This window comes from Algibacter ulvanivorans (assembly GCF_048381495.1).
Classification (GTDB): domain Bacteria; phylum Bacteroidota; class Bacteroidia; order Flavobacteriales; family Flavobacteriaceae; genus Algibacter_B; species Algibacter_B ulvanivorans.
This window is the reverse complement of the sequence record NZ_JBLWGD010000006.1, coordinates 195,190-221,769: the sequence shown is the minus strand read 5'-3', so window position 1 is coordinate 221,769 and position 26,580 is coordinate 195,190. Positions and strand designations below refer to the sequence as shown.

The 26,580-nt window shown below is 32.7% G+C and carries 21 protein-coding genes; 20 read left to right on the top strand and 1 reads right to left on the bottom strand.

Features of this window, described 5'->3' with window-relative positions:
- Nucleotides 1-47 precede the first annotated feature (47 nt).
- The 9 genes from ACNG5D_RS14525 (at nt 48) to ACNG5D_RS14485 (ending at nt 16,552) form a co-directional block, all read left to right on the top strand.
- On the top strand, nt 48-1,250 hold the full coding sequence (locus ACNG5D_RS14525; RefSeq protein WP_418184255.1) for a sensor histidine kinase: 1,203 nt from the start codon (nt 48-50) through the stop codon (nt 1,248-1,250).
- 201 nt (nt 1,251-1,451) lie between these two features.
- A complete protein-coding gene (locus ACNG5D_RS14520; protein WP_418184254.1) occupies nt 1,452-3,746 on the top strand; it encodes an NADP-dependent malic enzyme in 2,295 nt (764 codons plus the stop codon).
- Nucleotides 3,747-3,800: 54 nt separating this feature from the next.
- The gene (gene ruvA / locus ACNG5D_RS14515) at nt 3,801-4,382 is read left to right on the top strand and encodes a Holliday junction branch migration protein RuvA (protein ID WP_418184253.1); all 582 of its coding nucleotides are present in this window, start codon (nt 3,801-3,803) and stop codon (nt 4,380-4,382) included.
- Between the two features lie 7 nt (nt 4,383-4,389).
- Nucleotides 4,390-11,742, top strand: coding sequence for a T9SS outer membrane translocon Sov/SprA (gene sov / locus ACNG5D_RS14510; protein ID WP_418184252.1), 7,353 nt, complete (start codon nt 4,390-4,392; stop codon nt 11,740-11,742).
- A 122-nt stretch (nt 11,743-11,864) separates the two neighbouring features.
- Entirely contained in the window at nt 11,865-12,245 is a 381-nt protein-coding gene (gcvH, locus tag ACNG5D_RS14505) for a glycine cleavage system protein GcvH (RefSeq protein ID WP_418184251.1), read from the top strand.
- Complete coding sequence (locus ACNG5D_RS14500) at nt 12,238-12,615, top strand: VanZ family protein (RefSeq protein ID WP_418184250.1); 378 nt, start codon at nt 12,238-12,240, stop codon at nt 12,613-12,615. Before gcvH ends, ACNG5D_RS14500 begins: the two co-directional genes overlap by 8 nt.
- A 60-nt stretch (nt 12,616-12,675) precedes the next feature.
- On the top strand, nt 12,676-13,395 hold the full coding sequence (locus ACNG5D_RS14495; protein WP_418184249.1) for an energy transducer TonB: 720 nt from the start codon (nt 12,676-12,678) through the stop codon (nt 13,393-13,395).
- 153 nt (nt 13,396-13,548) lie between these two features.
- A complete protein-coding gene (locus tag ACNG5D_RS14490; protein WP_418184248.1) occupies nt 13,549-14,340 on the top strand; it encodes an energy transducer TonB in 792 nt (263 codons plus the stop codon).
- 118 nt (nt 14,341-14,458) lie between these two features.
- Nucleotides 14,459-16,552 (top strand): gliding motility protein RemB, encoded by a 2,094-nt coding sequence (locus ACNG5D_RS14485; protein ID WP_418184247.1) that lies wholly within the window; start codon nt 14,459-14,461, stop codon nt 16,550-16,552.
- 7 nt (nt 16,553-16,559) lie between these two features.
- On the opposite strand, the gene ACNG5D_RS14480 is transcribed toward ACNG5D_RS14485, so the two are convergent.
- A complete protein-coding gene (locus tag ACNG5D_RS14480; RefSeq protein ID WP_418184246.1) occupies nt 16,560-17,414 on the bottom strand; it encodes an MBL fold metallo-hydrolase in 855 nt (284 codons plus the stop codon).
- Between the two features lie 149 nt (nt 17,415-17,563).
- Between ACNG5D_RS14480 and cyoE the strand changes: the two genes are divergently transcribed.
- The 11 genes from cyoE (at nt 17,564) to ACNG5D_RS14425 (ending at nt 26,569) form a co-directional block, all read left to right on the top strand.
- Nucleotides 17,564-18,457 (top strand): heme o synthase, encoded by an 894-nt coding sequence (cyoE, locus tag ACNG5D_RS14475; protein ID WP_418184245.1) that lies wholly within the window; start codon nt 17,564-17,566, stop codon nt 18,455-18,457.
- 3 nt (nt 18,458-18,460) lie between these two features.
- Entirely contained in the window at nt 18,461-19,042 is a 582-nt protein-coding gene (locus ACNG5D_RS14470; protein WP_418184244.1) for a cytochrome c oxidase subunit 3, read from the top strand.
- Nucleotides 19,043-19,323: 281 nt separating this feature from the next.
- A complete protein-coding gene (locus tag ACNG5D_RS14465; protein WP_418184243.1) occupies nt 19,324-20,316 on the top strand; it encodes a cytochrome c oxidase subunit 3 in 993 nt (330 codons plus the stop codon).
- Between the two features lie 52 nt (nt 20,317-20,368).
- Nucleotides 20,369-20,749 (top strand): cytochrome C oxidase subunit IV family protein, encoded by a 381-nt coding sequence (locus ACNG5D_RS14460; RefSeq protein ID WP_418184242.1) that lies wholly within the window; start codon nt 20,369-20,371, stop codon nt 20,747-20,749.
- A 353-nt stretch (nt 20,750-21,102) separates the two neighbouring features.
- Nucleotides 21,103-21,822: a hypothetical protein gene (locus ACNG5D_RS14455; protein WP_418184241.1), complete on the top strand. Its 720-nt coding sequence runs from the start codon at nt 21,103-21,105 to the stop codon at nt 21,820-21,822.
- Nucleotides 21,815-22,558: an SCO family protein gene (locus tag ACNG5D_RS14450; protein ID WP_418184240.1), complete on the top strand. Its 744-nt coding sequence runs from the start codon at nt 21,815-21,817 to the stop codon at nt 22,556-22,558. The genes ACNG5D_RS14455 and ACNG5D_RS14450 overlap by 8 nt, the downstream gene beginning before the upstream one ends.
- Nucleotides 22,551-23,084, top strand: coding sequence for a DUF420 domain-containing protein (locus tag ACNG5D_RS14445; RefSeq protein ID WP_418184239.1), 534 nt, complete (start codon nt 22,551-22,553; stop codon nt 23,082-23,084). The genes ACNG5D_RS14450 and ACNG5D_RS14445 overlap by 8 nt, the downstream gene beginning before the upstream one ends.
- A gap of 4 nt (nt 23,085-23,088) precedes the next feature.
- Nucleotides 23,089-23,310: a hypothetical protein gene (locus tag ACNG5D_RS14440; RefSeq protein WP_418184238.1), complete on the top strand. Its 222-nt coding sequence runs from the start codon at nt 23,089-23,091 to the stop codon at nt 23,308-23,310.
- A gap of 88 nt (nt 23,311-23,398) precedes the next feature.
- On the top strand, nt 23,399-24,100 hold the full coding sequence (locus ACNG5D_RS14435) for an ABC transporter ATP-binding protein (RefSeq protein WP_418184237.1): 702 nt from the start codon (nt 23,399-23,401) through the stop codon (nt 24,098-24,100).
- The gene (locus tag ACNG5D_RS14430; RefSeq protein ID WP_418184236.1) at nt 24,093-25,322 is read left to right on the top strand and encodes an ABC transporter permease; all 1,230 of its coding nucleotides are present in this window, start codon (nt 24,093-24,095) and stop codon (nt 25,320-25,322) included. Before ACNG5D_RS14435 ends, ACNG5D_RS14430 begins: the two co-directional genes overlap by 8 nt.
- 2 nt (nt 25,323-25,324) lie before the next feature.
- The gene (locus ACNG5D_RS14425; RefSeq protein ID WP_418184235.1) at nt 25,325-26,569 is read left to right on the top strand and encodes an ABC transporter permease; all 1,245 of its coding nucleotides are present in this window, start codon (nt 25,325-25,327) and stop codon (nt 26,567-26,569) included.
- The last annotated feature ends 11 nt before the right edge of the window (nt 26,570-26,580 follow it).

The following is a 26,580-nucleotide window of genomic DNA, read 5'->3' as shown; positions in this document are numbered from 1 at the left end:
GGAAAAATCTTTCAAAATTTAGTATTTTGCATATATAATATAAAAATATGGTTACTCCCCTTGAACCTGAAAATGAGTCTGAAAGAATAGAGAAATTAAAATCTTATAATATTCTTGATACACTCCCCGAAAAGGATTATGACAATATCACAAGCATTGCTGCGCAAATATGTGGTGTACCAATAGCCTTAATTAGTCTTGTAGACGATAAAAGGCAATGGTTTAAATCGCATCATGGTTTAAATGCAACAGAAACCCCTAAAGAATATGCCTTTTGTGCCCATGCCATAAATAATTTAGATGCCCCATTTATAGTGCAAGATGCTCGAAAAGATGTGCGTTTTCATGATAACCCATTAGTTGTAGAAGCTCCAAATGTAATTTTTTATGCAGGTGTGCCTCTTAAAAGTAATGATGGTCTTGCGTTAGGCACATTGTGTGTTATTGATAATAAACCAAATTTATTAAGTCAAAGTCAAATAGAATCTTTATCGGCACTCTCAAATCAAGTAATGAATTTATTAGAACTTCGTAAAAGTAAATTTTTGCTTGAAGAAGCTTTAGTAGATTTAGAAGAGAAAAACCAAGAGTTAGAACGTTTTGCTTATGTAGCAGCTCACGATTTAAAATCGCCTTTAATTAATATATCAAGTTTAGCAGAATTATTTATAGAAGAAAATAAAGGTGACATTGATGAAGAAAATTTAGAAACCTTAAAACTTATAGTAAGCTCTTCAGAAAGCCTAAAAGAATTAGTCGATGGTTTGCTAGATTATAGTAAGAGTGATGCTATTTTAAAAGAAAAGAAAACTACAATTAATTTAGAAAGTTTAATTTTAGAGATAGAAGGCCTTTTTAATTTTGATCATAAAATTAAAATGACTTTAAATTCTACACTAGAAACTATAAATGCAAATAAAACAGCCATTAATCAAATATTTATAAATTTAATGTCTAATGCCATTAAGTATAACGATAAAGAGCATGTAGTAATTAATTTTAATGTAAAAGAAACTAAAACCCACTATAAGTTTTTTGTAAAAGATAATGGTCCAGGAATAGCAAAGGCTAATCAGGAACGAATATTTAAAATTTTCGAAAAACTGGATAATTACGATAAGTTTGGTCGTACAGGAAACGGTATAGGACTAGCAACAGTAAAAAAAATAGTTGAAAAATCTGGAGGCGAAATATCGGTAAATTCAGAGTTAGGTAATGGTGCCGAATTTATTTTTACAATTAAAAAGTAAACCCAATTGTAATAAAATAGTTTGTTGTTTTCTTAATTAAAGCAAGTCTTTAAACTATAAAGTATTGGTAATTAATTTTATTTGTTATTAAGTATTTTACATTAACCTTTTAAAAGTAAATAAAGTACAAGTAAAAACTTAAAAGATTAAAGCTTTCAATCAATAGGATTACTATCTTTGCTCACTTAATTAACCATAGTTATGAGCGAAGAAAGCAAACGAAGAGAGGCCCTTATATACCACGCTAAACCAACTCCAGGTAAAATTAAAGTGGTTCCAACCAAAAAGTATGCAACACAACGCGATTTGTCGTTAGCCTATTCTCCAGGAGTGGCAGCCCCTTGTTTAGAAATCGAAAAAGATAAAGAAAACGCTTACCGTTATACCTCTAAAGGAAATTTGGTAGCAGTAATATCTAACGGAACAGCGGTTTTAGGATTGGGTAATATAGGTCCAGAAGCATCAAAGCCTGTAATGGAAGGAAAAGGCTTATTGTTTAAAATTTTTGCAGATATTGATGTTTTTGATATTGAGGTAGATACAGAAAATATTGAAGAATTTATTCAAACCGTTAAAAAAATAGCTCCTACGTTTGGAGGTATCAATCTTGAAGATATTAAAGCACCCGAGGCTTTCGAAATAGAAAGACGTTTAAAAGAAGAACTGGATATACCAGTAATGCATGACGACCAACATGGTACCGCAATTATCTCGGCTGCAGCATTAATAAATGCTGTAGAATTAGCTAAAAAGAAAATAGAAGACGTTAAAATTGTAATTAGTGGCGCTGGTGCAGCTGCTATTTCTTGTTCGCGTTTATACCAAGCCTGTGGTGCCAAACGCGAAAATATGGTAATGCTAGACAGTAAAGGTGTTATAAGAAACGATAGAGATAATCTAAGTCCTGAAAAAGCCGAGTTTGCTACGCATAGAAAAATAGATACGCTTGAGGAAGCTATGAAAGATGCCGATGTGTTTATAGGGTTATCTATGGCCGATCTTGTTACTCCAGATATGCTTTTAGCAATGGCTCAAAACCCAATTGTTTTTGCAATGGCAAATCCAGACCCAGAAATTAAATACGATTTGGCTATAGCTACGCGCAAAGATATAATTATGGCTACCGGCCGTTCAGATCATCCTAACCAAGTAAACAATGTATTAGGGTTTCCTTTTATTTTTAGAGGTGCACTAGATGTTAGAGCCACAAAAATAAATGAAGCCATGAAAATGGCAGCCGTAAAATCTTTAGCAAGGTTAGCAAAAGAGCCAGTTCCAGAACAAGTAAATATTGCTTACGGTGAAACACGGTTAACTTTTGGTAAAAATTATATTATTCCAAAACCTTTTGATCCGCGTTTAATAGCCGAAGTACCACCAGCAGTAGCAAAAGCAGCTATGGAAAGCGGAGTAGCCAAACACCCTATAACAGATTGGGCTAAGTATGAAGATACGCTGCTTGAACGTTTAGGGTCTGATAATAAGTTGGTTAGGTTGTTGTTAAATCGAGCTAAGTTAAACCCAAAACGTGTTGTTTTTGCAGAGGCAGATCAGCTAGATGTGTTAAAAGCAGCGCAAATTGTTTATGAAGAAGGTGTAGCAATACCTATTTTGCTAGGAAGAAAGGAAACCATTGAAACGTTAATGGAGGAGATCGAGTTTGATGCAGATATTGCTATTATTGATCCAAAAACAGAAGAAGAAAACGACCGAAAAAATAAATACGCTAAAGTATATTGGGAACAACGCAAGCGTCGTGGTGTAACGTATTATGCCGCTCAACGTTTAATGCGAGAACGTAATTATTTTGCAGCTATGATGGTTAATCAAGGCGATGCCGATGCATTAATATCAGGGTATTCTAGAAATTACCCATCGGTTGTAAAACCAATGCTAGAGCTTATAGGTTTAATGCCGGGTATAAGCAGGGCTGCCACAACAAATATTATGATGACTAAAAGAGGGCCACTATTTTTAAGCGACACTTCCATAAATATAGACCCCGATGCAAAAACACTAGCTAAAATAACTCAAATGACATCAAGAGTTATTAAAATGTTTGGTTTAAACCCTGTATTAGCTATGGTATCTTATTCTAATTTTGGCTCTTCAACTAACGCAAGAGCTTCAAAAGTAAGAGAAGCAGTATCGTTATTACACAGAAACTATCCTGATATGATAGTTGATGGCGAGTTGCAAACAGATTTTGCTTTAAATAACGACATGCTTCAAGAACGATTTCCGTTTTCAAAATTAGCAGGTAAAAAAGTAAACGCATTAATTTTTCCAAATTTAGATTCTGCAAACATTACTTATAAGTTGTTAAAAGAATTACATGAAGCCGACTCAATTGGCCCAATAATGTTGGGAATGCGAAAACCAGTACATATTCTTCAATTAGGAGCAAGTGTAGACGAAATTGTTAATATGACTGCCATTGCTGTTATCGATGCTCAGCATAAAGAAAAATGGGAATTAGAAAATGCAAACAAGTAATAAAAGTAATGCGAATAATTTTATTACATTTGGGTGTTTAACGAATAACAATTCATGATAACGCATATTCAAGGAAAACTTACCGAGAAAAATCCAACACATGTGGTTATAGATTGTAATGGTGTAGGCTATATGCTAAATATATCGTTACATACTTATTCGCAAATACCAGATAACGAGTTTTTAAAATTATATACGCATTTACAGGTTAAAGAAGATTCGCATACACTTTACGGTTTTTCATCGTTAGCCGAACGCGAAATTTTCCGGCTATTAATATCTGTAAGCGGTATTGGCGCTAGTATTGCAAGAACTATGCTGTCATCATTAACACCAAAACAAATACGCGAAGGAATTGCTGGTGGCGATGTACCATTAATTCAATCTATAAAAGGTATTGGAGCAAAAACAGCACAACGTGTTATTTTAGATCTAAAAGATAAAATTTTAAAGATTTACGATATAGACGAAGTTTCTGTTTCAAAAGGCAATACCAACAAAGATGAAGCGTTATCTGCTTTAGAAGTGCTTGGTTTTGTGAAAAAACAGGCCGAACGTGTTGTTGATAAGATTATGATAGGGCAACCTGAAGCAGATGTTGAAACCATTATAAAACTGGCCTTAAAAAATTTATAATAATATTTTGAACCAAACTAACTGTAAACGATACTACTTAACTAAACAAATTTCCCTTATAGCATTTTTGCTATGTTTTTCTTTTGTAGCTTGGTCTCAGCAGCCAACGCAAGACACTACAAAAACAGGATTTAGTTTAGGTAAAATTAAAGTACCAAACCCTAATAGTGTTGAGTCTAAATATACTTACGACCCCATAACAGATAGATATATTTATACCGAAAAAATAGGTAGTTTTAATATAAATTATCCTGTTATTTTAACGCCTAAAGAGTATTATGCATTAGTTGCTAAAGAAAATTTACGTAGTTATTATAAAGAAAAAATTGATGCTTTTGATGGGAAAAAAGAAGGCGCAGAAGACGACAGGAAAAATTTATTGCCAGAATTTTATGTAAAATCAGATTTTTTTGAAACCATTTTTGGAAGCAATACCATCGAAGTTATTCCGCAAGGATCTGTAGAAATGGATTTGGGTGTTCTGTTTTCAAAACAAGACAATCCGTCATTTTCACCAAGAAATAGAAGTAATTTTACTTTTGATTTTGATCAACGAATTAGTTTAAGTTTATTAGGTAAAGTTGGTACAAGATTACAAGTAAATGCTAATTATGATACGCAGTCTACTTTCGATTTTCAGCAACTTATAAAATTAGAATACACACCAACAGAAGACGATATTATTCAAAAAATAGAAGTTGGTAATGTAAGCATGCCTTTAAATAGTTCTTTAATTACAGGAGCACAAAGTTTATTTGGTGTAAAAGCACAACTACAATTTGGGAAAACAACCGTTACTGGAGTTTTTTCAGAACAAAAATCGCAAGCCAATACCGTAATTGCTCAAGGTGGTGGTACACTTGAAGAATTCGAGATTTTTATTAGAGAGTATGATGAAAATAGACACTTCTTTTTAGCACAATATTTTAGAGACGAGTACGATAATGCTTTAGCAAACTACCCGTTTATTAATAATAAAGGTTTACAAATAACAAGGTTAGAAGCTTGGGTTACTAATAGAAGTAACAGAACCGAAAATGTTAGAAATATTGTTGCACTTCAAGATTTGGGAGAATCTTTTTATAGTGCAGCACAACCAGATAACGATAATTTATTGTTAGATCCAATACCAGGAGGTTTCATAAATACAACCAATGCATTTCCAGATAATGCAAATAATGATTTCGATCCTACAGCTATAGGAAGCACATCGGTTTTAAATAATCAAATTAGAGATATCTCAACAGCAGATCAAGGTTTTGGAGCATTAAGTGCTCAGGTAAATGAAGGAGGCGATTATGCTAAGCTTGAAAACGCAAGAAAATTAATTAATGGTCAAGAATACACATTAAATACAGAGTTAGGATACATATCGCTTAACCAACGTTTAAATAACGACGAGGTTTTAGCAGTAGCATTTCAATATACAGTAGGCGGAAAAGTATACCAAGTAGGAGAATTTGCTAATGATGGTTTAGACGCTACCGATGTTGAATTAAATGATGATAACGAAGTTGTATCGGTAGTAAATACAGCACTTGTTTTAAAAATGTTAAAAAGTAGTATTACAAATGTAAACCAACCTGTGTGGGATTTAATGATGAAAAATATTTATGACACAGGAGCTTATAATTTAAGTCAAGACGATTTTACATTAAATATTTTTTATAACGAAGCCTCTCCTTTAAACTTCATTTCTCCAGTTGGAGCTAGTTTCGAGCTAGATATTAATGGAAACCCTGTAACAGGAAGTACGCCAAGCGATGATCTTATAGAAAACTCACCATTACTAAGAGTTTTTAATCTAGATAAATTAAACTTTAATAACGACCCGCAGTCTAGAGGTGATGGTTTTTTCGATTTTGTGCCAGGCATTACCGTTATTCCTCAAAATGGAAAAATTGTATTTACAAGCGCCGAGCCTTTTGGTGAATATTTATACAATGTTTTAGGGGGCGGAAATAATTACGATGATGCAGATAATGCGTTGTTTAACGACGACCAAAAAAAATATGTATACGATATACTATATAAAAGCACAAAAACAGCAGCTTTAGAAGAGGTTGAAAAAAATAAATTTAAATTAAAAGGCCGCTATAAGTCTTCTGGAGGAGGCGATGGTATTCCAATAGGAGCGTTTAATGTACCAAGAGGTTCTGTTCGTGTAACAGCTGGTGGGCGTGTGTTAGTAGAAGGCATTGACTATACGGTAAATTACCAGTTAGGCCGCGTTCAAATATTAGATGAGTCTTTAAAAGCATCAAACACACCAATACAGGTTTCAACCGAAAATAATGCTGTTTTTGGCCAGCAAACCAGACGATTTACAGGTTTAAATGTCGAGCATAAGTTTAACGAAAATTTTGTTTTAGGAGCAACCTTATTAAACCTTAACGAACGCCCAATAACTCAAAAAGCAAATTACGGTTCAGAGTCCATCAACAATACAATTTTTGGTTTAAACGGAAACTATTCTACCAAAGTGCCATTTTTAACCAGATTAGCCAATAAATTACCTAATATAGATACCGATGTAGAATCTAATTTATCGCTTCGTGGCGAATTTGCTTATCTAGCGCCAGGAGCACCTAAAGGAACCGATTTAAATGGCGAGGCTACGTCTTATATTGATGATTTTGAAGGCTCGCAAAATGGTATCGATTTAAAATCACAACAATCTTGGTTTTTATCCAGTAGACCTTTAGATATTGATGGCGATGGCGATTTTGATGAGCTAGAAGATCAAGCAGGTGTACAAAACGGATACGATAGAGCTTTACTAAACTGGTATACTATCGACCCGATATTTTATAGCAATCAACGACCAGGAGAAATATCAGACGAAGATGTTTCTGGCCTATACACTAGTCGTGTATTTATAAACGAATTATTTCCAGAGCGCGACTTAGTTCAAGGGCAAAACTCAGTAATTTTCACATTAGATTTAGCATATTACCCCGAAGAACGTGGGCCATACAACTATCAAACCAATAATATCGATATAGCTAACGATGTACTTACAAGCCCAGAAAATTCTTGGGCCGGAATAACAAGACAAATAACATCTACAGATTTCGAACAGCAAAATGTAGAGTATATCGATTTTTGGTTGCAAGATCCTTTTCAAGATAACCCATCAAACCCCGGAGGTAAATTAGTTTTTAACTTAGGAAATATTTCTGAAGATATTATAAAAGATGGCAAAAAATTATACGAAAATGGTTTACCAAAAGATGGCGATGTTAGTTTATTAACAGAAACAAGTTGGGGTACCGTTGTGCCACAAAACCAATCGTTAATTTATACGTTTGATAGTACAGGCGACGAAAGAAACAATCAAGATGTTGGTTATGATGGGTACGATGATTCTGAAGAAGCTCCGGCCGACGATACAAGATTCGCCCCATTTAACGGGAAAGAAGATCCAGCAAAAGATAACTACGCCTATTTTTTAAATACCGAAGGGAATATATTTGAACGTTATAAAAAATATAACGGAGTTCAAGGTAATACACCAGATACATTTACAAATACAGATAGAGCAGCAAATACACAGCCCGATGTAGAAGATATTAATCGTGATAATACCATGAACACGATTGATAGTTATTTTGAATACGAATTAGATCTTACTAGAGCAAATTTACCGCAATCTCAAGCAGATTTCGATAATATGTCTGATGCAAATCCGCTAAAAGAGTTTTTAAGAGATTTTAAAGACAGACCAAGAGCCTTTCCAAATGGCGATACACGTAATGTAAGATGGTATCAATTTAGAATCCCAGTTCAAGGAAGCCACGTTAAAGCCGTTGGTGGTATTAACGATTTACGTTCGGTAAGATTTACAAGAATATATCTTAAAGATTTTCAAGAAGCAACCGTATTTCGTTTTGGAACCTTAGATTTAGTAAGAAGCGATTGGAGACGTTATACCCAAGCTTTAGATAAAGATGACCCAACACCAGAAGACGATCAAACCAGCTTTTCGGTTGGTGTAATTGGGACGCTTGAAAATGAAGGAAGCTACCAAAGACCTCCAGGAATCGAGCCAGAAGAATTGTTTAATAACAATACGGTGGTGCGCCAAAATGAGCAATCATTAGTCGTTAAAGTTTGTAATCTTGAAACCGAAGATTCTAAGGCTGTTTATAAAAACATTAATATAGATATGCGCCAATACAAACGCATGCGAATGTTTATGCATGCAGAAGATGGCGAATCTGGTATAGGTGATTTAGCCGATAATGATTTGGTTGGCTTTATTAGAATGGGTAACGATTTAACCGAAAACTATTACCAAATAGAAATACCTTTAGAAGTTTCAACCTCTACAACACGAGAAGGTTTGTGGCCAACGGCTAACGAAATAAATTTACCAGTAGAAATTTTAGGAAAAATTAAAGCCGAAGCATTTACAGATGCAGCTCCACCAACAGGCGATGCTAGATTTTATGATGTTATAGGAAACGATATTGTAAGAGTAGCAGATGGTAATACTTTTGTAGGTTATACCTCAGGGCAACACCGTGTTGCAATTAAAGGAAACCCTAATTTTGGAGATATTAGAACCTTAATGGTAGGTGTTAAAAATGCCACACCAAGTAACGATGTTTGTGCCGAGGTTTGGTTTAACGAATTAAGACTATCTGATCTAAATAACGAAGGTGGCTGGGCAGCAGTTGTAAGCATGGATACCAACATTGCCGATTTTGCAAACATTAGTGCAACAGGTAGGCAAAGCACCTCCGGATTTGGTTCTTTAGAGCAAGGTCCAAGCCAACGTAGCCTAGAAGATGTTAAGCAGTATGATGTAGTAACCAATATTAATGTTGGACAATTATTACCCAAAAAATGGGGAATTCAAGTGCCATTTAATTACGCACAAAGTGAGGAGCTAATTACACCTAAATACGATCAGTTTTATAAAGATTTAACTTTAGAGTCTAGGTTAGATGCTGCCAATAGTAATGCCGAAAAAGAAAAAATAAAACAACAGTCTGAAGATTATACAAAACGGCAAAGCATAAATTTTATAGGTGTTAGAAAAACAAGAACAACCGATAAAAAACCACGTTTTTATGATGTTGAAAACGTAACATTAAATTACTCCTATAATAAAGTAGAGCACAGAGATTTCGAAATAGAAAACTCAGTAAATAAAACCCTTCGAGTAGGTGCTAATTATGCACATAACTTTAACCCAATAACCATCGAGCCTTTCAAAAATAAAGATTCGCTTTTTACAGGTAAGTACTGGAAAATTTTAAAAGACTTTAATTTTAATTTATTGCCATCTAGCTTTACTATAAATACCGATATTAATAGGCAGTATAACAGACAAAAATTTAGAGAAATAGATTTAACTGCAGATAGTGGTAATATTGGTATAGAAGAATTATACAGAAGAAATTATACATTCGATTTTCAGTACGCTATAAACTACAATTTAACCAATTCGTTACAATTTAACTTTACAGCTGCCAACAATAATATTGTTAGAAACTACTTTAAAGATAACGATTTAATTGCTGGCGAGCAAGATGAAAATTTAGACGTATGGGATGGTTTATTAGATGTTGGCGACCCAAATAGACAAACACAAAACCTAGGTGTTACATACCAATTGCCTCTTAATAAAATACCAACCTTTAGTTTTATTGATGCTACTTACCAATACACAGGTAGTTTCCAATGGCAAAAAGGCTCTGATTTGTATGGAAGTTTAGAAGTTGATGGGCAAACCTACGATTTAGGAAATACAGTTCAAAACTCAAACGTTCATAATATCAATACTTCGTTAGATATGACACGTTTTTATAAATACATAGGGTTAGTTAAAAAACCAATTAGACGTGTAAGAACCAGAACCAGAACAACACCAGGAGGAGGACCTCCAGGAATAAAGAAAGAAGATAGCAAAAAGAAAACATCAAGACCCAAAAACCAAAGTGTTACCAAGCTTTTAAATGCAGGCGTAGACATTTTAACCAGTATAAAACGAATTCAAGTTAATTACTCAGAAAACAATGGTATGTTTTTACCAGGTTATTTAAATACACCAGGTTTTATAGGAACATTAAAACCAACAGTAGGCTTTACATTTGGTAGCCAATCCGATGTAAGGTATTTAGCTGCACGACGAGGCTGGTTAACAACCTTCGATGAGTTTAATCAGCAATACACAGCAACGAATACAAAACAATTAGATGTTTCTGCAAGTTTACAGCCGGTAAGAGATTTAAAAATAGATATTGTAGGAAATAGAGCTTACTATGAAAATTTCACCGAAAATTATAGAGTAGAAAATGGAATTTATAACCCATTAACACCTAATACATTTGGTAATTTTAACATTTCAACGGTTTTAATAAAAACAGCCTTTAGCAAAAGCGACGAAGTAAATTCTGAAGCCTTTAATGAATTTAGGTCTAACAGATTAAAAATAGCAGAAAGACTAGCCGAAAAGTTTTACGGAACAACAGCTTACGAAAGAGACCCAGAAACCAACTTCCCGTTAGGGTTTGGTAAAAACAATCAAAAAGTATTATTACCAGCCTTTTTGGCAGCCTATTCGGGGCAAGATGCTAGTAAGGTAAAAACAAGTGCTTTTAGAGACATCCCAATTCCAAACTGGGATTTAAAATATACCGGTTTCATGAAGTTTAATTGGTTTAAAAAACGCTTTAAACGTTTTTCTGTAACCCATGGTTATCGCTCGTCTTATACCATCAATCAATTTAATACCAACCTAAATTTAAACTTAAACCCAGACGATAACGAAGCACCTGTGCCAGGTATTCCATATTCAGACCCAAATCAGCCTGAAGCAGGAAAAGATCAATCAGGAAACTTTAAAAACGAAAGATTATTTAGTAATGTAAATTTAACCGAATTGTTTAGCCCTCTAGTTAGAGTAGATCTTGAAATGAAAAATTCAGTTAGAATTCTTGCCGAAATAAAAAAGGACAGAATGCTATCTTTAAGTTTTGATAATAACTTGTTAACCGAAGTTCAGGGCAATGAATATATTATAGGATTAGGATACAGAATTAAAGATTTACGTATTCGTTCAAAATTAGCCGGACCAAAAAAACGTATTGTTAGCGATTTAAATATGAAAGCCGATATATCTGTAAGAGATAATAAAACAATTATTAGATATTTAGATTTAGAGAATAACCAAATAACATCTGGGCAAACCATTTGGGGGTTAAAATACTCGGCCGATTATGCGTTTAGTAAAAACCTAACCGGAATATTTTATTTCGATTATACATTTTCAGACTATGCCATTTCAACAGCATTTCCACAAACAACAATTCGCTCAGGCTTTACATTACGATATAATTTTGGAAATTAATAATAGACTTTAAAACGTAAATTTTAACTTATTACAATAAAACTTCAATTAACAAAATTAATATTTGAAAAGTGATTTTGAATAAATACATTTGTTGAATAAATTTATTTAAAATTATAAAAATGAATATTCCTTCAGAATTAAAATACACTAAAGACCACGAATGGGTAAAAATTGATGGCGATATAGCAACCATTGGAATAACCGATTTTGCTCAAAGCGAATTAGGAGATATAGTTTACGTAGAAGTTGAAACTTTAGATGAAACCTTAGAAGCCGATGAGGTTTTTGGAACCGTAGAAGCTGTAAAAACCGTTTCGGATTTATTTTTGCCATTATCTGGAGAGATTATAGAATTTAACGAAGGTCTAGAAGACGAACCAGAAATAGTTAATTCCGATCCTTATGAAGGGGGCTGGATGATTAAAGTTAAATGTTCTGATTTATCTCAGTTAGACACATTAATGTCGGCCAACGATTATAAAACACTTATAGGTGCTTAAAAAAACCTGTTTTGTAGCTGCTTTAGGGTATGCCATAACATTAGGAGCTGTAAGTTTAATAACATTAAACGATTTGCCCGATGTAAATATATCTTTTGCAGATAAAATATTTCACTTTTTTGCATATAGCCTTTTTGCAATTTTATGGTATTTTGCTTTTAATTTTACTTTTAATTTTAAAAAACATAAAGCCATAATTTATGCGTTTACCTTAGCTGTGCTATTTGGCATAATTATTGAAATATTACAAGATACAATGACAGTTTCAAGAGCGTTAGATGTTTACGATGCTATAGCCAATACACTAGGGGCTTTAATTGCTTCAGCTTTAATTTGGTTTAAAAATAGTTTGCACGTTAAAAACTCTTAAACGCTTGCTTTTTTGATAAATAAATAGTTATTTTAGCAATCTTGATAAACGAATTAAATTATGGAACTTAAAAAAAATCCCAAAGCAAATGTTGGACGTAACAGTTCACTTTACTTCGCCATTGGATTAGCGTTAATGTTATTTTTAACTAATTACGCTATTAATTACAAAACTTACGACAAATCTGATATTGATATAGGTCAATTAGATATGGAAGAATTGGATGATGAAGAAATTCCAATCACAGAACAAATTCAAACACCACCACCACCACCACCACCACCTGCTGCACCAGAAGTTATTGAGGTTGTAGAAGACGAAGAAGAAGTTGAAGAAACAGTAATTGAATCTACAGAGGTAGACCAAGAAACCGAAATCATGGAGGTAGAAGAGGTTGAAGTAGAAGAGGTTGAAGAAGATATTGATGTTCCTTTTTCTGTAATTGAAAATGTGCCAATTTTCCCTGGTTGCGAAAAAGGTAGCAACACAGCAAAAAGAGATTGTATGTCAAAAAAAATATCTCAGTTTGTAAACAAAAAGTTTAATACAGAGTTGGCTAGTGATTTAGGTTTATCAGGAAGACAACGTATAAACGTGATATTTAAAATCGATAAAACAGGAACAGTAACAGGAATTCGTGCCAGAGCACCACATCCTGGATTAGAAAAAGAAGCGAAAAGAGTAATTGGTCTATTACCAAAAATGAAACCAGGAAAACAACGTGGTAAGCCGGTAAACGTTCCATATTCTTTACCTATAATTTTCCAAGTTCAAGACTAAAATATTATTTTATCTTAATATAAATAAAAACCTCGAAGTTAGCTTCGAGGTTTTTTGTTTAATATAAAATCCCGTTATAAAGAATAACGGGATTTTTTTTGGTATGCTTATTGTGACTTTATCATAATATTAACATTTTAATCTATAATTATTATGAGTAATCAAAACAATGCTCACGAACTCATTCGGCAAAATGAGCAAATCGTGAAAAAATCGCAAAAGCATGAAGCAAATTTACAAAAAAACTCAACCCTTTATTTTCAAATTGGGTTAATTGTATGCTTACTAGCAGCATTTGGACTGCTGGAAATGAAGTTTGAAAAAACGGTACCTAAGGTTTACGGAACATTAATTGAAGAACCTGGTATAACTTATATTAATGTGCCAATAATTAAGCCTGAAACTCCTGTTTATAATGAGCCAATAAAACGAAAAGCAGTAAAGCAACCATTAAGTTATGAAGAGGTCCCAGACGATACTCCAGAAGAAATTTTTAAAGAAACATTTATAGAGCCAACAATTGATGTTCCTATTTTTAATCCTGATGCAATTCCAACATTAGAAAAAAAACCAGAAGATCCAGAAAACGTCCCGTTTTTTGCAATTCAAAACGCTCCTATCTATCCTGGTTGCGAAAACGCTAAGGATAATAGTGAAAGAAAAAAATGCATGTCGCAAAAAATCACGAAACTTATACAACGTAAGTTTGATGGTAGCGATATTGCTGCAAATTATGGTTTAACTGGAAAACAAAAAATAGATGTGCAATTTACTATTGATAAAACTGGCCGAGTAACAAATATAAAAACGAGAGCGCCACACCCAAAATTAGAAGAAGAAGCCATACGGGTTGTTAATTTCATACCAGAAATGACACCTGGCAAGCAAAGAGATACCAATGTTGGTGTTATTTACAATTTACCCATTGTATTTCAAGTACAATAAAGATAAATTATAATTTAGTGTCTTTAAAACCGTTATTACTAAAGTGGTAGCGGTTTTTTAATAGGCCATTATTAAAATTATAGTATCTTTCAACTTTAATTCTATACGTAATAAAAACATGAAGCAATTCATTGTACTATTTCTATTTTTAGTTCAATATAATTTGTATTCTCAAAACACATTTTTACAAGAAAAGCCTCCAGTTTTTCCATCGTGCGAGAGTATAGCTATAGATTCTTTGCAAGCTTGTTTCGATAAGCAGGTATTTAGTAGAATTTATAAGACTTTTAAAGTGCCACAGCAAATAACTAAAGATGCTTATAGTGGTGAGGTTGTTGTGCTTTTTGAGGTAGATGCGACAGGTCGTTTTAGAGTACTTTATACCGATGCTTTATATAAAGAGTTAAAAGAAGAAGCAAAACGTGTGTTTTCAGAATTCCCAAAAATACAACCCGCAATTTATAATGGTAAAAATACCTATAAGCAATATTCTATACCAATAAAAATACCTTTAGTGAGTCAATCTGTTGTTACTAAAGATTTAGCTTCTCAAAAAAAAATCAATAAGTTAGAATTAGCAGCTAAAACAGAATTTGATGCTGTTAACGATGAGCTTAAAGCATTTCAAAATAAAGCCTTTAAAAGCCAGTTAAATATTCAATTTACGCACAGCGATTATGCTAGGTTTGATAGGCAAATGAATCTTGTTGGAACAAACAGTCATACAGCATCAAAACCTTTTGTTTACGAAGAGGTTTCAAAATATTTTGATTTTGATGAAGAGCAAAAAAACTTAAAAAAAGAAGCAGAAACTTGGGCAGGTAAAAAACTATGGAATGAATATTTAGTACAGCTTCAAAGTAAAGATTATTGGTTTACAGTAGATCCTATTTTAGATTTACAGTTAGGCTCAGACTCAAATGGTGGTTCTACTTATAATAACACGAGAGGTTTTTTAGTGCAAGGAGGTTTAGGGAGTAAACTAAATTTTTATGCTTCGGTATTTGAAAGTCAAGGGCGGTTTGCAGATTATGTAAACAGATATGCCGAAAGTTTAAAGGCTTTTGGGCCAGATCCTGCAATAATTCCTGGTCGTGGTATAGCTAAACGGTTTAAAACAGATTCTTATGATTATCCGGTAGCCGAGGCGTATTTATCTTACGCGCCAGCTAAATTTATTAACCTTCAATTTGGGCATGGTAAAAATTTTATTGGAGATGGTTATCGCTCTTTATTATTGGGAGATGCAGCAAGTCCGTACCCATTTTTAAAATTAAATACTAAATTCTGGAAAATTAAATATACCAACACCTGGATGTGGCTTAAAGATGTTAGAGATGAGGTTGAAGAAGATAAAGCCTTTTTAACCAAGTTTATTGCTAATCATTATTTAAGCTGGAATGTGTCTAAAAAACTAAACATTGGTTTGTTTGAATCGGTATTATGGACCAATTCCAACAACCGTGGGTTCGATGTCAATTATTTAAACCCTATTATTTTTTATAGAGCTATCGAGTTTGAAACTGGGCAAGGAGCAGGTAATGCTTTGTTAGGCGCTTCGGCAAAATATAAATGGAACGATAATGTAAATTTATATAGTCAGTTTATTTTAGATGAGTTTTCTTTAGGCGATGTAAAAGCAGGAGAAAAAAGTTGGAAAAATAAGTTTGGTTTTCAGTTAGGAGTTAAATACTATAATGCCTTTAAAGTTGATAATTTATTATTACAATTTGAATATAATCGTATACGACCATACACATACTCGCATAATACCATCGTGTTAAACTATGCACATAATAACCAGTCTATGGCACATTTGTGGGGAGCTAATTTTAGCGAAGCAATTGTAATTGGGCGTTATCGTTACAAACGTTGGTTTGCCGATGCTAAATTAATTTTTGGAACACGAGGACTAGACTTTAACAACGAAACAGATAATTTTAGCTACGGAGGTGATATTTATAGAGATTACAATGATAGACCTTTTGATACAGGTGTTAAAGTTGGCCAAGGTTTAAAAACAAAAACATTTAATGGGAATTTGCAAGCAGGATATTTAATAAATCCAGCAACAAACCTAAAAGTATTTACCGATATTACGGTTAGAAATTTTAACCCAGAGGCAACAACAGCAAGTACGTTTAAAAATAATACAGTTTGGTTTAATTTAGGAGTTAGAACCGATTTGTTTAATTGGTATTTTGATAATTAAAATGCTTTTATTTTAATCCTTTATAAAAGGTTCTTCTAATTTTTTCTGATGAAATAAAACAACACCCATAATTTAAGTCATCATAAGTTTTGGTTAAGCTTGAGTTTAAGGCAACTTGATCTTCCGTTTTTCCATTAGCAATTTCGGTTTCAACTTTTGTTTTTATGTTTTGTAACATATTTAAAAATGTAGCGTATTCTTTTTTGTTTGATAGGTTGCCGTGCCCAGGAATAATTATTGTTTCATCATCAATTAAAATTAAGGCGCGTTTTACAGCTTGAATATATCCATTAATAGAGCCGCCAGAATTTAAATCTATATAAGGGTAACGCCCATTAAAAAACGTATCGCCAGTATGTAAAATGTTACTTTTTGTAAAGTAAAGCATAGCATCACCATCAGTATGGGCATTATTTACATGGAAAACAAGAACTTCCTCATTGTTAATATATAAACTCAACTTATCGTTAAATGTAATTATAGGTAAATAAGCATCGTTTTGGTTTTGGTTGTCTTTAATGCGTTTGTAAACATTGTTGTGGGCAATAATAGCGGTGTTTAACTTGGTAATGTTTTCGTTTCCTCCAGTATGGTCGCCATGATGGTGTGTGTTCGCTAAATATTTAATAGGTTTATTGCTTAGGGTATTTATTGCTGCTAATATTTTAGGTGTTAATGAGGCAAATTGGCTATCTATCATAAATACGCCATCGTTTCCAACAGAAACCCCAATATTTCCACCTTGCCCTTCTAGCATGAATATATTATCAGTAAGTTTGCGAGTTTTAATTGTAATGTCTCTGGTTTGAGCATTATTTACATTTATAAAACAAAAAGTAAGTATTATTGCGATAATTTTCATAATTCAAGGCATTTAAGAATAAATACAAACTAAAAATACAATTTTAAACTTATCGAGAAAGTTAAATTTAAAATTAAAGGGTTGTATAATTTGGGTTTTATAGAGTATCTTTGCACTCGCAATAATAAAGCCATCAAGTAAATACAACATTGAGTAAATCAAAACCTTCAATAAAACCCCATTCAGTAATTTCAGATTTTAAAGAAATTACAAAAATGCGATTAGCATTAAGCGTTGTGTTTTCGTCGTTAGCAGGATATTTATTGGGTGTTGATACTGTTAATTTTAAAACATTAGTTTTATTAGCTTTTGGAGGGTATTTTATGGTTGGAGCCTCGAATGCATTTAATCAAATTATAGAAAAAGATTTAGATGCGTTAATGGATAGAACTAAGGATAGACCCATTCCAGCAGGGCGTATGTCTGTAAATACAGCTTTTATTATTGCCACTTTATTTACTGTTTTAGGTATTATTATTTTATATACCATTAACAAGCAAACAGCCATGTTTGGCGCGATATCCATTTTTCTATATACCTGCGTTTATACGCCATTAAAAACTAAAACACCCATAGCTGTATTTGTTGGAGCTATTCCAGGAGCTATACCATTTATGCTAGGTTGGGTGGCGGCAACTAACGATTTTGGTGTCGAGCCAGGAACCTTATTTGCATTACAGTTTTTTTGGCAATTCCCACATTTTTGGGCTATTGGTTGGTTTTTATTTGAAGATTATAAAAAAGGTGGTTTTTATATGCTGCCTACAGGTAAACAAGATAAAGGTACTGCCGTACAAACCATTATGTATACTATTTGGACTATAATAGTATCTGTAATTCCTGTGTTTGGATTTACAGGAAAACTACAACTCTCAATTGTAGCAGCAGTTCTTGTTTTTCTTTCGGGATTATGGATGCTGTACTATGCTATTCGATTATTTAAAATGATGACCGAAAAAGCCGCTAAACAATTAATGTTAGTAAGTGTATCTTACATTACTCTAGTGCAAATTATTTATGTTGTAGATAAATTTATTGGATAAATTATGGATTTAACGCAAGGAACTAAAGAAGAAAAAAATAGCAGAGCAAAAAAAATGATGCTTTGGTTTGGAATTGTTTCGCTAATAATGTCGTTTGCAGGGTGGACAAGTGCTTTTGTTGTAAGTAGTTCTAGGCCAGATTGGCTAAAAGATTTTGTATTACCAAATGCATTTATAATTAGTACAGTTGTAATAATAATAAGTAGTATAACAATTATTTTAGCAAAGCGAAGTTTAAAAAGTAGCAACCATAAAGCTGCTATGCTTTGGTTAGTGGCAACACTAGTATTGGGTATTGTTTTTATTTACAATCAGTTTGTAGGTTTTCAGCAAATAATAGATTTAGGATATAATTTTACAGGGCCCACAAGTAATGTAACCATGAGTTATATTTATTTAATTGCAATAGTGCATATATTACATGTGGTAGTTGGTTTAATTTGCTTGTTGGTTGTAATTTATAATCATTTTAAACAAAAGTATACAGCAAGTAATATGTTGGGGTTTGAATTGGCTGCAACATTTTGGCATTTTATAGATATTTTATGGGTTTACCTATTTTTGTTTTTGTACTTTGTTAGGTAGATAAAGTTTTAAATAGCTGTTTTATAATGGTTTTGGCAGAAATTTGCGTTAGGGATTGAGGCATTGTTGAAGCTCGCCGACGTAGTAGGAAGCGACTGCCAAAAGCCCGCCCCGAGCAATTATTAAATGCTTGTTAAAACCTTAAAACTCTATAGCGAAGGGAACGCCCAAACTATTTTTTGCATAGTTTTAAATTAGAAGCTTAATTTTTAAGCGGTATGTTTTATTAGATGAATAAAATGATTATTTTTGTCCAACTTTATAAATAACAACCATTATATATGAGTACAGCAGTAGCAGAAGGCAAAACTTGGGAAGGTGGAAACCAACCACTTAAAGCAAGTTACGGTAAAATGATGATGTGGTTTTTCATCGTATCGGATGCTTTAACATTCTCTGGGTTTTTAGCAGCCTACGGATTTTCAAGATTTAAATTTATTGATGCATGGCCAATTGCAGACGAAGTGTTTACGCACTTTCCGTTTTTACACGGTGTAGATGCGCCAATGTATTATGTGGCTTTTATGACGTTTGTATTAATCATGTCGTCGGTAACTATGGTATTAGCGGTAGATGCTGGGCACCATATGAATAAAGCCAAAGTAACCATTTACATGTTTTTAACCATTATAGGTGGTTTAATATTTGTAGGATCTCAAGCATGGGAATGGGGTACATTTATAAAAGGCGATTATGGCGCAATACAAACAAAAGGAGGTAACATTTTACAGTTTGGACACTACGTTGAAAAAGACGGAAAACAAGTTTTTAAGCGTGTTGCAGTTAGAGATTTTGCTGTAAATGCAGCGCATCAAGACAGAACACAGCACGAAAGAAAAAATGGACTATGGTTTGTTAGCGAAAACGCCTTACCAGCTTACACTATGGATGAGGTTATTCATGGCTTACAAGCTAATAAAGATGTATTAGTACGTACTCAAATTATAAACGAGCATGGCGAAAAAACAGTTTTATCTAGAGAAGAGTCTATAAACCAAGTGATGAAAAATGGAAAGCTATACGTAGAGGGTGCTAACCTTCATGTAAACGAATACGGCTCTCCGTTATTTGCAGATTTCTTCTTCTTTATAACAGGGTTTCACGGGTTTCACGTATTCTCTGGTGTGGTCATAAATATTATCATTTTCTTTAATGTGGTATTAGGAACATACGAAAGACGAGGAAGCTACGAAATGGTAGAAAAAGTTGGTCTTTACTGGCACTTTGTAGATTTAGTTTGGGTATTTGTATTTACATTCTTTTACCTGGTTTAATAAATAATTTTTTAAATTCTGTAAGGACAGAAATCTTTTAAAAAACAAAAAAATGGCACACGAACATAAATTAGAAATATTTAGAGGGCTTTTAAAATTTAAGTCTAATACTCAAAAAATTTGGGGTGTTTTAATTTTCCTAACCATAGTAACAATAATAGAGGTTGTATTAGGTATTTTTAAACCAGAATCGCTAATGGGTTATTTTTTAGGAATGAAACTATTAAACTGGATTTTCATTATATTAACCATAGTAAAAGCCTATTACATTACTTGGGATTTCATGCACATGCGTGACGAAACAAGCGGATTAAGACGCGCCGTAGTATGGACTACAATTTTTCTAATCCTTTACCTAATATTCATTTTATTACAAGAAGGAGGTTACGTATTTAATGTTTATGATAACGGATACATAAAAAGAGATTTTTAAAAAAATAGAAATAAAAATTAAAAATCCTGCTATTTATAGCAGGATTTTTTTTGTTTAAAATAAATTATGGCGTTACCCAAGGGTCGGGCTTTCGGCAGTCGCTTTTTTGTGTTGCATAGGTGCAACAACACAAAAAGAGCTTCAACAAAGCCTCAATCCCTAACGCATATTCCAGCCAAAGTCAATTAAAAAATATACACCAGTAAACTACCGCTAAGTTTAGTTTTTTAAACCATTAAATAACCAGCACAAATTGTATTATAGATAGTTAAATAATAAAATTACAGCGGTTATTAAATGCGCTTTTTTTATTTTTGCAAAATAATTATAAGCAATAAAAACACTCGTATTAAATGAATTACAAAAAGGTAAGTAGGTATGTAGTTTTAGGGATTTTATTCTTTCTTCCTGTTACATTTTTATTGTTTTTATATCCAGCAACACATAATTATTCGCCATTAGATATTGTAAACGAATCGGTTTCAGATCTAGATAATTTTGCATCAAATACAGAAAATAAAATTCTATTAAAAGATAATATAACAGTTTTAGGTTTTTTTGGTAATAACCCAACAGAAAGTAGCACTATAGCTTTAAACCTAAAAGAACTGGTTTACGATAAATTTAAAGGCTTTAAAAAATTTCAAATCGTAATACTTATGCCAAAAGGCACCGAAGAAGCGGTTAAAAACCTTAAAGCAGAAATAAGCTCGTATCAAGATTTAAGATTTTGGCATTTTGTTTTTGGAGAACCAAGTGATATAAAACGAGTGTTTTTTAGTTTAAAATCGAAAAGTGAATTATCGTCTAATCTAGCTACAAACCAAGTATTTATTATAGATAAAGACCTAAACCAAAGAGGCAGACTAGACGATAGAACAGATAAAGAGCTAGAAAAAAACAAACCTATTTACGGTTTGCAAGCCTATAACTGTATAGAAGTAGCAGAAATTAAAAACAAAATGAGCGACGATTTACGTGTTTTATTTACAGAATACAGGCAAAAACGAAAAGGCGAATTTAATTCTGATACACGAAGGGCAAGCGATTTAAAATCTGAAACAAATGAGTAACAAAACAAACTATTCATACATAGGCATTGCCTTTATTATTCTTGTTTTTGGAATTATTTTTATTCCAAGAATAGTAGATAGAATATCAAATAACGATATATCAAGACAAGAAAGTAGAAGCAATCAGAAAAAAAAGAAAGAAAACAAAAAGTCCGATTTAGTATTTATATCTAACAACGGAGTAAACCGAAAAGTACCCCATTTTTCATTCACCAACCAATATGGAAAAACAATAACCAATAAGGACTACGAGGGTAAAGTGTATGTCATAGAGTTCTTTTTTACAACTTGCCCAACCATATGCCCTAGAATGAATAGAAACCTTATACAAATTCAAAACGAGTTTAAAGATTTTGAAGATTTTGGAGTCGCATCATTTACCATTAACCCAGATTACGATACACCAGAAATTTTAAAATCTTATGCCGAACTTTACGGAATAACAAACCCAAACTGGAATTTGCTAACAGGTAATAAAGAAGAAATTTACAAACTATCTAACGAGGGGTTTTATATTTATGCTGCAGCAAACCCAAGTGTAGAAGGTGGTTTTGAACATTCAGGGAATTTTGCCTTAATCGATAAAAATGGATTTATAAGATGTAGAGAGGTAAACGGAAACCCAATAATTTATTATAATGGTATAACCTCAGAATCTGAAAAAACAGACGAAGACGGTAAGTTAGAAGAAATTAGTGCCCTAAAAGAAGACATTAAAAAATTACTTAATGAATAATACACAAAACACCTTAAACGATAAAAAGTATAATAAACTTATAATTATACTATCTGTAGTAATTCCAGTAGCTGTTGCAGCACTTTTTGGAATTAAAATTGATGCAGAATTACCTGTGTTTTTGCCTCCAATATACGCAGGTGTAAACGCAGTAACTGCTTTTGTTTTAGTATTGGCTTTTATAGCCATTCAAAGTAAAAAAGTAAAACTGCACGAAAAGCTAATGAAGTTTGCAATAATACTATCGGTCTTATTTTTATTAATGTATATTGCTTACCATATGACAAGTAATTCTACAGTATATGGAGGTGAAGGCTTTGCTAAATATTTGTATTACTTTATTTTAATAACACATATTATATTGTCTGTAGCTGTTATTCCTTTTGTGTTAATTACTTATGTTAAGGCTATAACAAATAATATAGAAAAGCATAAAAAAATTGCTAAAATTACATTTCCATTATGGCTATATGTAGCTATTACTGGTGTAGTAGTTTATATTATGATATCACCTTATTATGCTTAATAACATGAAATATAAAGTAATAATATCCACACTTATTTCAACGCTCTTTTTTATAAAAAGCAATGCACAATGTGCTATGTGTCGTGCAGTACTAGAAAACGAAGCAGGACAAACTGCAGCCGAGGGTATTAACGACGGGATTGTTTATTTAATGGCCATACCATATATACTTGTAGCAGGTATTGGTTACTTTATTTACAAAAAATATAATACGTTAAAAAAGTAATAAAAACTTTTTTGTACTTTTTTTGTAACATTTCTTTGCATGGATAGTCTAATTAAAAACTGATTAGCATAACTAAATCAATCAAACCATGTTAAAGATTCATCAGCTTCATAAATCCTATCCTATAGGAGACTCAAGTTTGCATGTATTAAAAGGAATAGATATTAATGTAGAAGAAGGAGAAATGGTAGCTATCATGGGTTCTTCAGGATCTGGAAAATCTACATTGTTAAACATTATTGGAATGTTAGACGAAGCAGATTCTGGCGAATATATTTTAGATGAACTTCCTATAAAAAACCTTACAGAAAAAAAAGCCGCAGTTTACAGAAATAAGTTTTTAGGATTTATTTTTCAATCTTTCAATTTAATAAATTACAAAAATGCGCTTGAAAATGTAGCACTACCATTATATTATCAAGGGTTAAAACGAAAAGAACGTCAAGAAAAAGCCCTATTTCATTTAGAAAAAGTAGGATTAGCAAATTGGGCAGATCACTTGCCAAAAGAACTTTCTGGAGGACAAAAACAACGTGTAGCTATTGCTAGAGCCTTGGCTGCAAATCCAAAATTATTATTAGCCGACGAGCCTACAGGCGCTCTAGACACAAAAACATCTTACGATATTATGGCCTTTATCCAACAGTTAAATGATGAAGGAAAAACCATATTAATGGTAACACACGAAGAAGATATTGCTAATATGTGTAAACGTATTGTACGTCTTAAAGATGGTGTTATAATGGAAGACGTAAAGGTAACTCAAGTAAGAGCAGAACAGTATGTTTGATATAGATCTTTGGCGCGAAATATTTCAGAGTATCAATATGAACAGAACTAGAAGCTTACTTTCTGGTTTTACTGTTGCATTTGCTATTTTATTATTTACTATACTTTTTGGAATTGCAAATGGATTACAAAATACCTTTGCCGAAGCTTTTGTTGATGATGCTAACAACTCCATTTTTATTAACTCAGGAAGAACAACTAAAGCAAATAAAGGACTTCAGGCAGGCAGGCAAATTCAGTTTAAAAACGAAGACTTAGATTATGTAAAGGAAGATTTTGATGATAAAGTAGAGTTTATCACAGCAAGAATTTACAAAAATTTTCAAGCATCTTACAAAGGAGAACAAAACTCATATAATATTAGAGCCGTTCATCCAGATCATCAATATTTAGAAAAAACGATGATAAAAGAAGGTCGTTATATAAACCAAAACGACTTAAAAAATAAAACCAAAACAGTAGTAATTGGAAGACTGGTAGAAGAAGATTTATTTTTAAAAACCAAAGCTTTAGGAAAGTATATTAACCTTGGTGGTATTCAATACAAAGTAGTAGGTGTTTTTACCGATGATGGTGGCGATAACGAAGAACGACTAATTTATATGCCAATTACCACAGCCCAATATCTTTATGGTAATAACGATTATATAGATCAAATAAATTTAACCTACAACCCAAAATTAAATTACGATCAAGCCTTAGCTTTTAGTACACTATTAACAAAAAAACTAAAAAACAGGTTTTCTGTAGCCAGAAGCGACCAACGTGCCATTCGTGTTCGAAACATGGCCGAAGGTACAAAAGCAGTAAGTCAAATGACGGTAGGATTAACGTTTATAATATTAGTAATAGGCTTTGGTACTCTAATAGCAGGCATTGTAGGCGTTAGTAATATCATGATTTTTATAGTTAAAGAGCGTACCAAAGAAATAGGAATTCGTAAAGCCTTAGGGGCTTCACCAAAATCTATAGTTTCAATTATATTAATAGAATCTATACTTATTACAGCCATAGCAGGTTATGTTGGTTTATTATTAGGTGTAGGTGTTTTAGAGTTGGTAGGCCCTAGCTTAAAAGATTATTTTATAAAAGACCCTGGCGTAAGTAATGGTTTAGTAATAGGCGCTACACTTACATTAATTATAGCAGGCGCCATTGCAGGGTATTTGCCGGCAAAAAAGGCATCGCAAATAAAACCTATTGTAGCACTAAGAAATGATTAAGCATGTTTAAATTTTTATTCGATAGAGATACATGGCAAGAAGTTTACGATAGCTTTAGTAAAAACAAACTAAGGTCTATTCTTACTATGGTAGGCGTTTGGTGGGGCATATTATTGCTTATCGGGCTATTAGGATCTGCACGCGGATTAGAAAACTCTTTTAACCGCCTATTTGGAAGCTTTGCGACAAATAGTGTGTTTGTTTGGGGGCAAAGCACTAGCAAACCTTTTCAAGGTTTTCAAGAAGGCAGACGCGTAAATTTATCATTAACCGATGCTAAAAAGGTAGAAGAAAATGTTGAAGGTATAGAGTTTGTAGTACCTAGAAATCAAAATCAAGCTGTAGTTGTTAGAAATTTCTTGTCAGGAACGTTTGGGTTAAACGGAGATTATCCTTTGTTAGACCAAGTTCAAAAGAAAAAGTTAGTACACGGTAGGTTTATTAATCAAAATGATATCGATGATAATAAAAAAGTAGTTGTTATTTCTGAAGATGCCTATAAACAACTTTTTGAAAAAGACGAAATGCCAATAGGAGCATACATTGAAATAAATAAAATAAATTTCAAGGTTATAGGTATGTTTGAAAACGGTAATGTAAATATGGGGCCAACCTCAGATATGCATATACCATTCACTACATTTCAGCAAATATATAATCAAGGCGATCAAATTGGTTGGATGATGATTACTGGAAAACCAAATTACGATATCTCTCAAATAGAAGAAGACGCTAAATTATTACTTAAAAACCTTAACAAAATTCACCCTAAAGATAAACGCGCCTTTGGAAGCTTTAACTTAGGAAATGAGTTTGCTAAAATAACAGGGTTTTTAATTGGTATGCAATTTTTAACATGGTTTGTTGGTATAGCAACTCTAATAGCAGGAGTATTTGCCATAGGAAACATATTATTAATAACAGTTAAAGAGCGCACTAAAGAAATAGGAGTAAGAAGAGCATTAGGAGCAACACCTTTTGAAATAAAAAGACAAATAGTTGTCGAGGCTGTTTTTTTAACCATAGTAGCTGGACTATTTGGAATAATAACAGGAGGATGGATTTTAATAGGCCTAGACTCAGCTTTCGGGCAAGGAGACGATGCCGCTATTGTAAACGCCTCTGTATCTATAGCCGTAGTATTTATAGCATTAGTAATTCTAGTTGTTTTAGGAACATTAATAGGATTAATACCAGCATTTAAAGCTACCAGTATAAAACCAATTGAAGCATTAAGAGAAGAATAAACAATCAAATA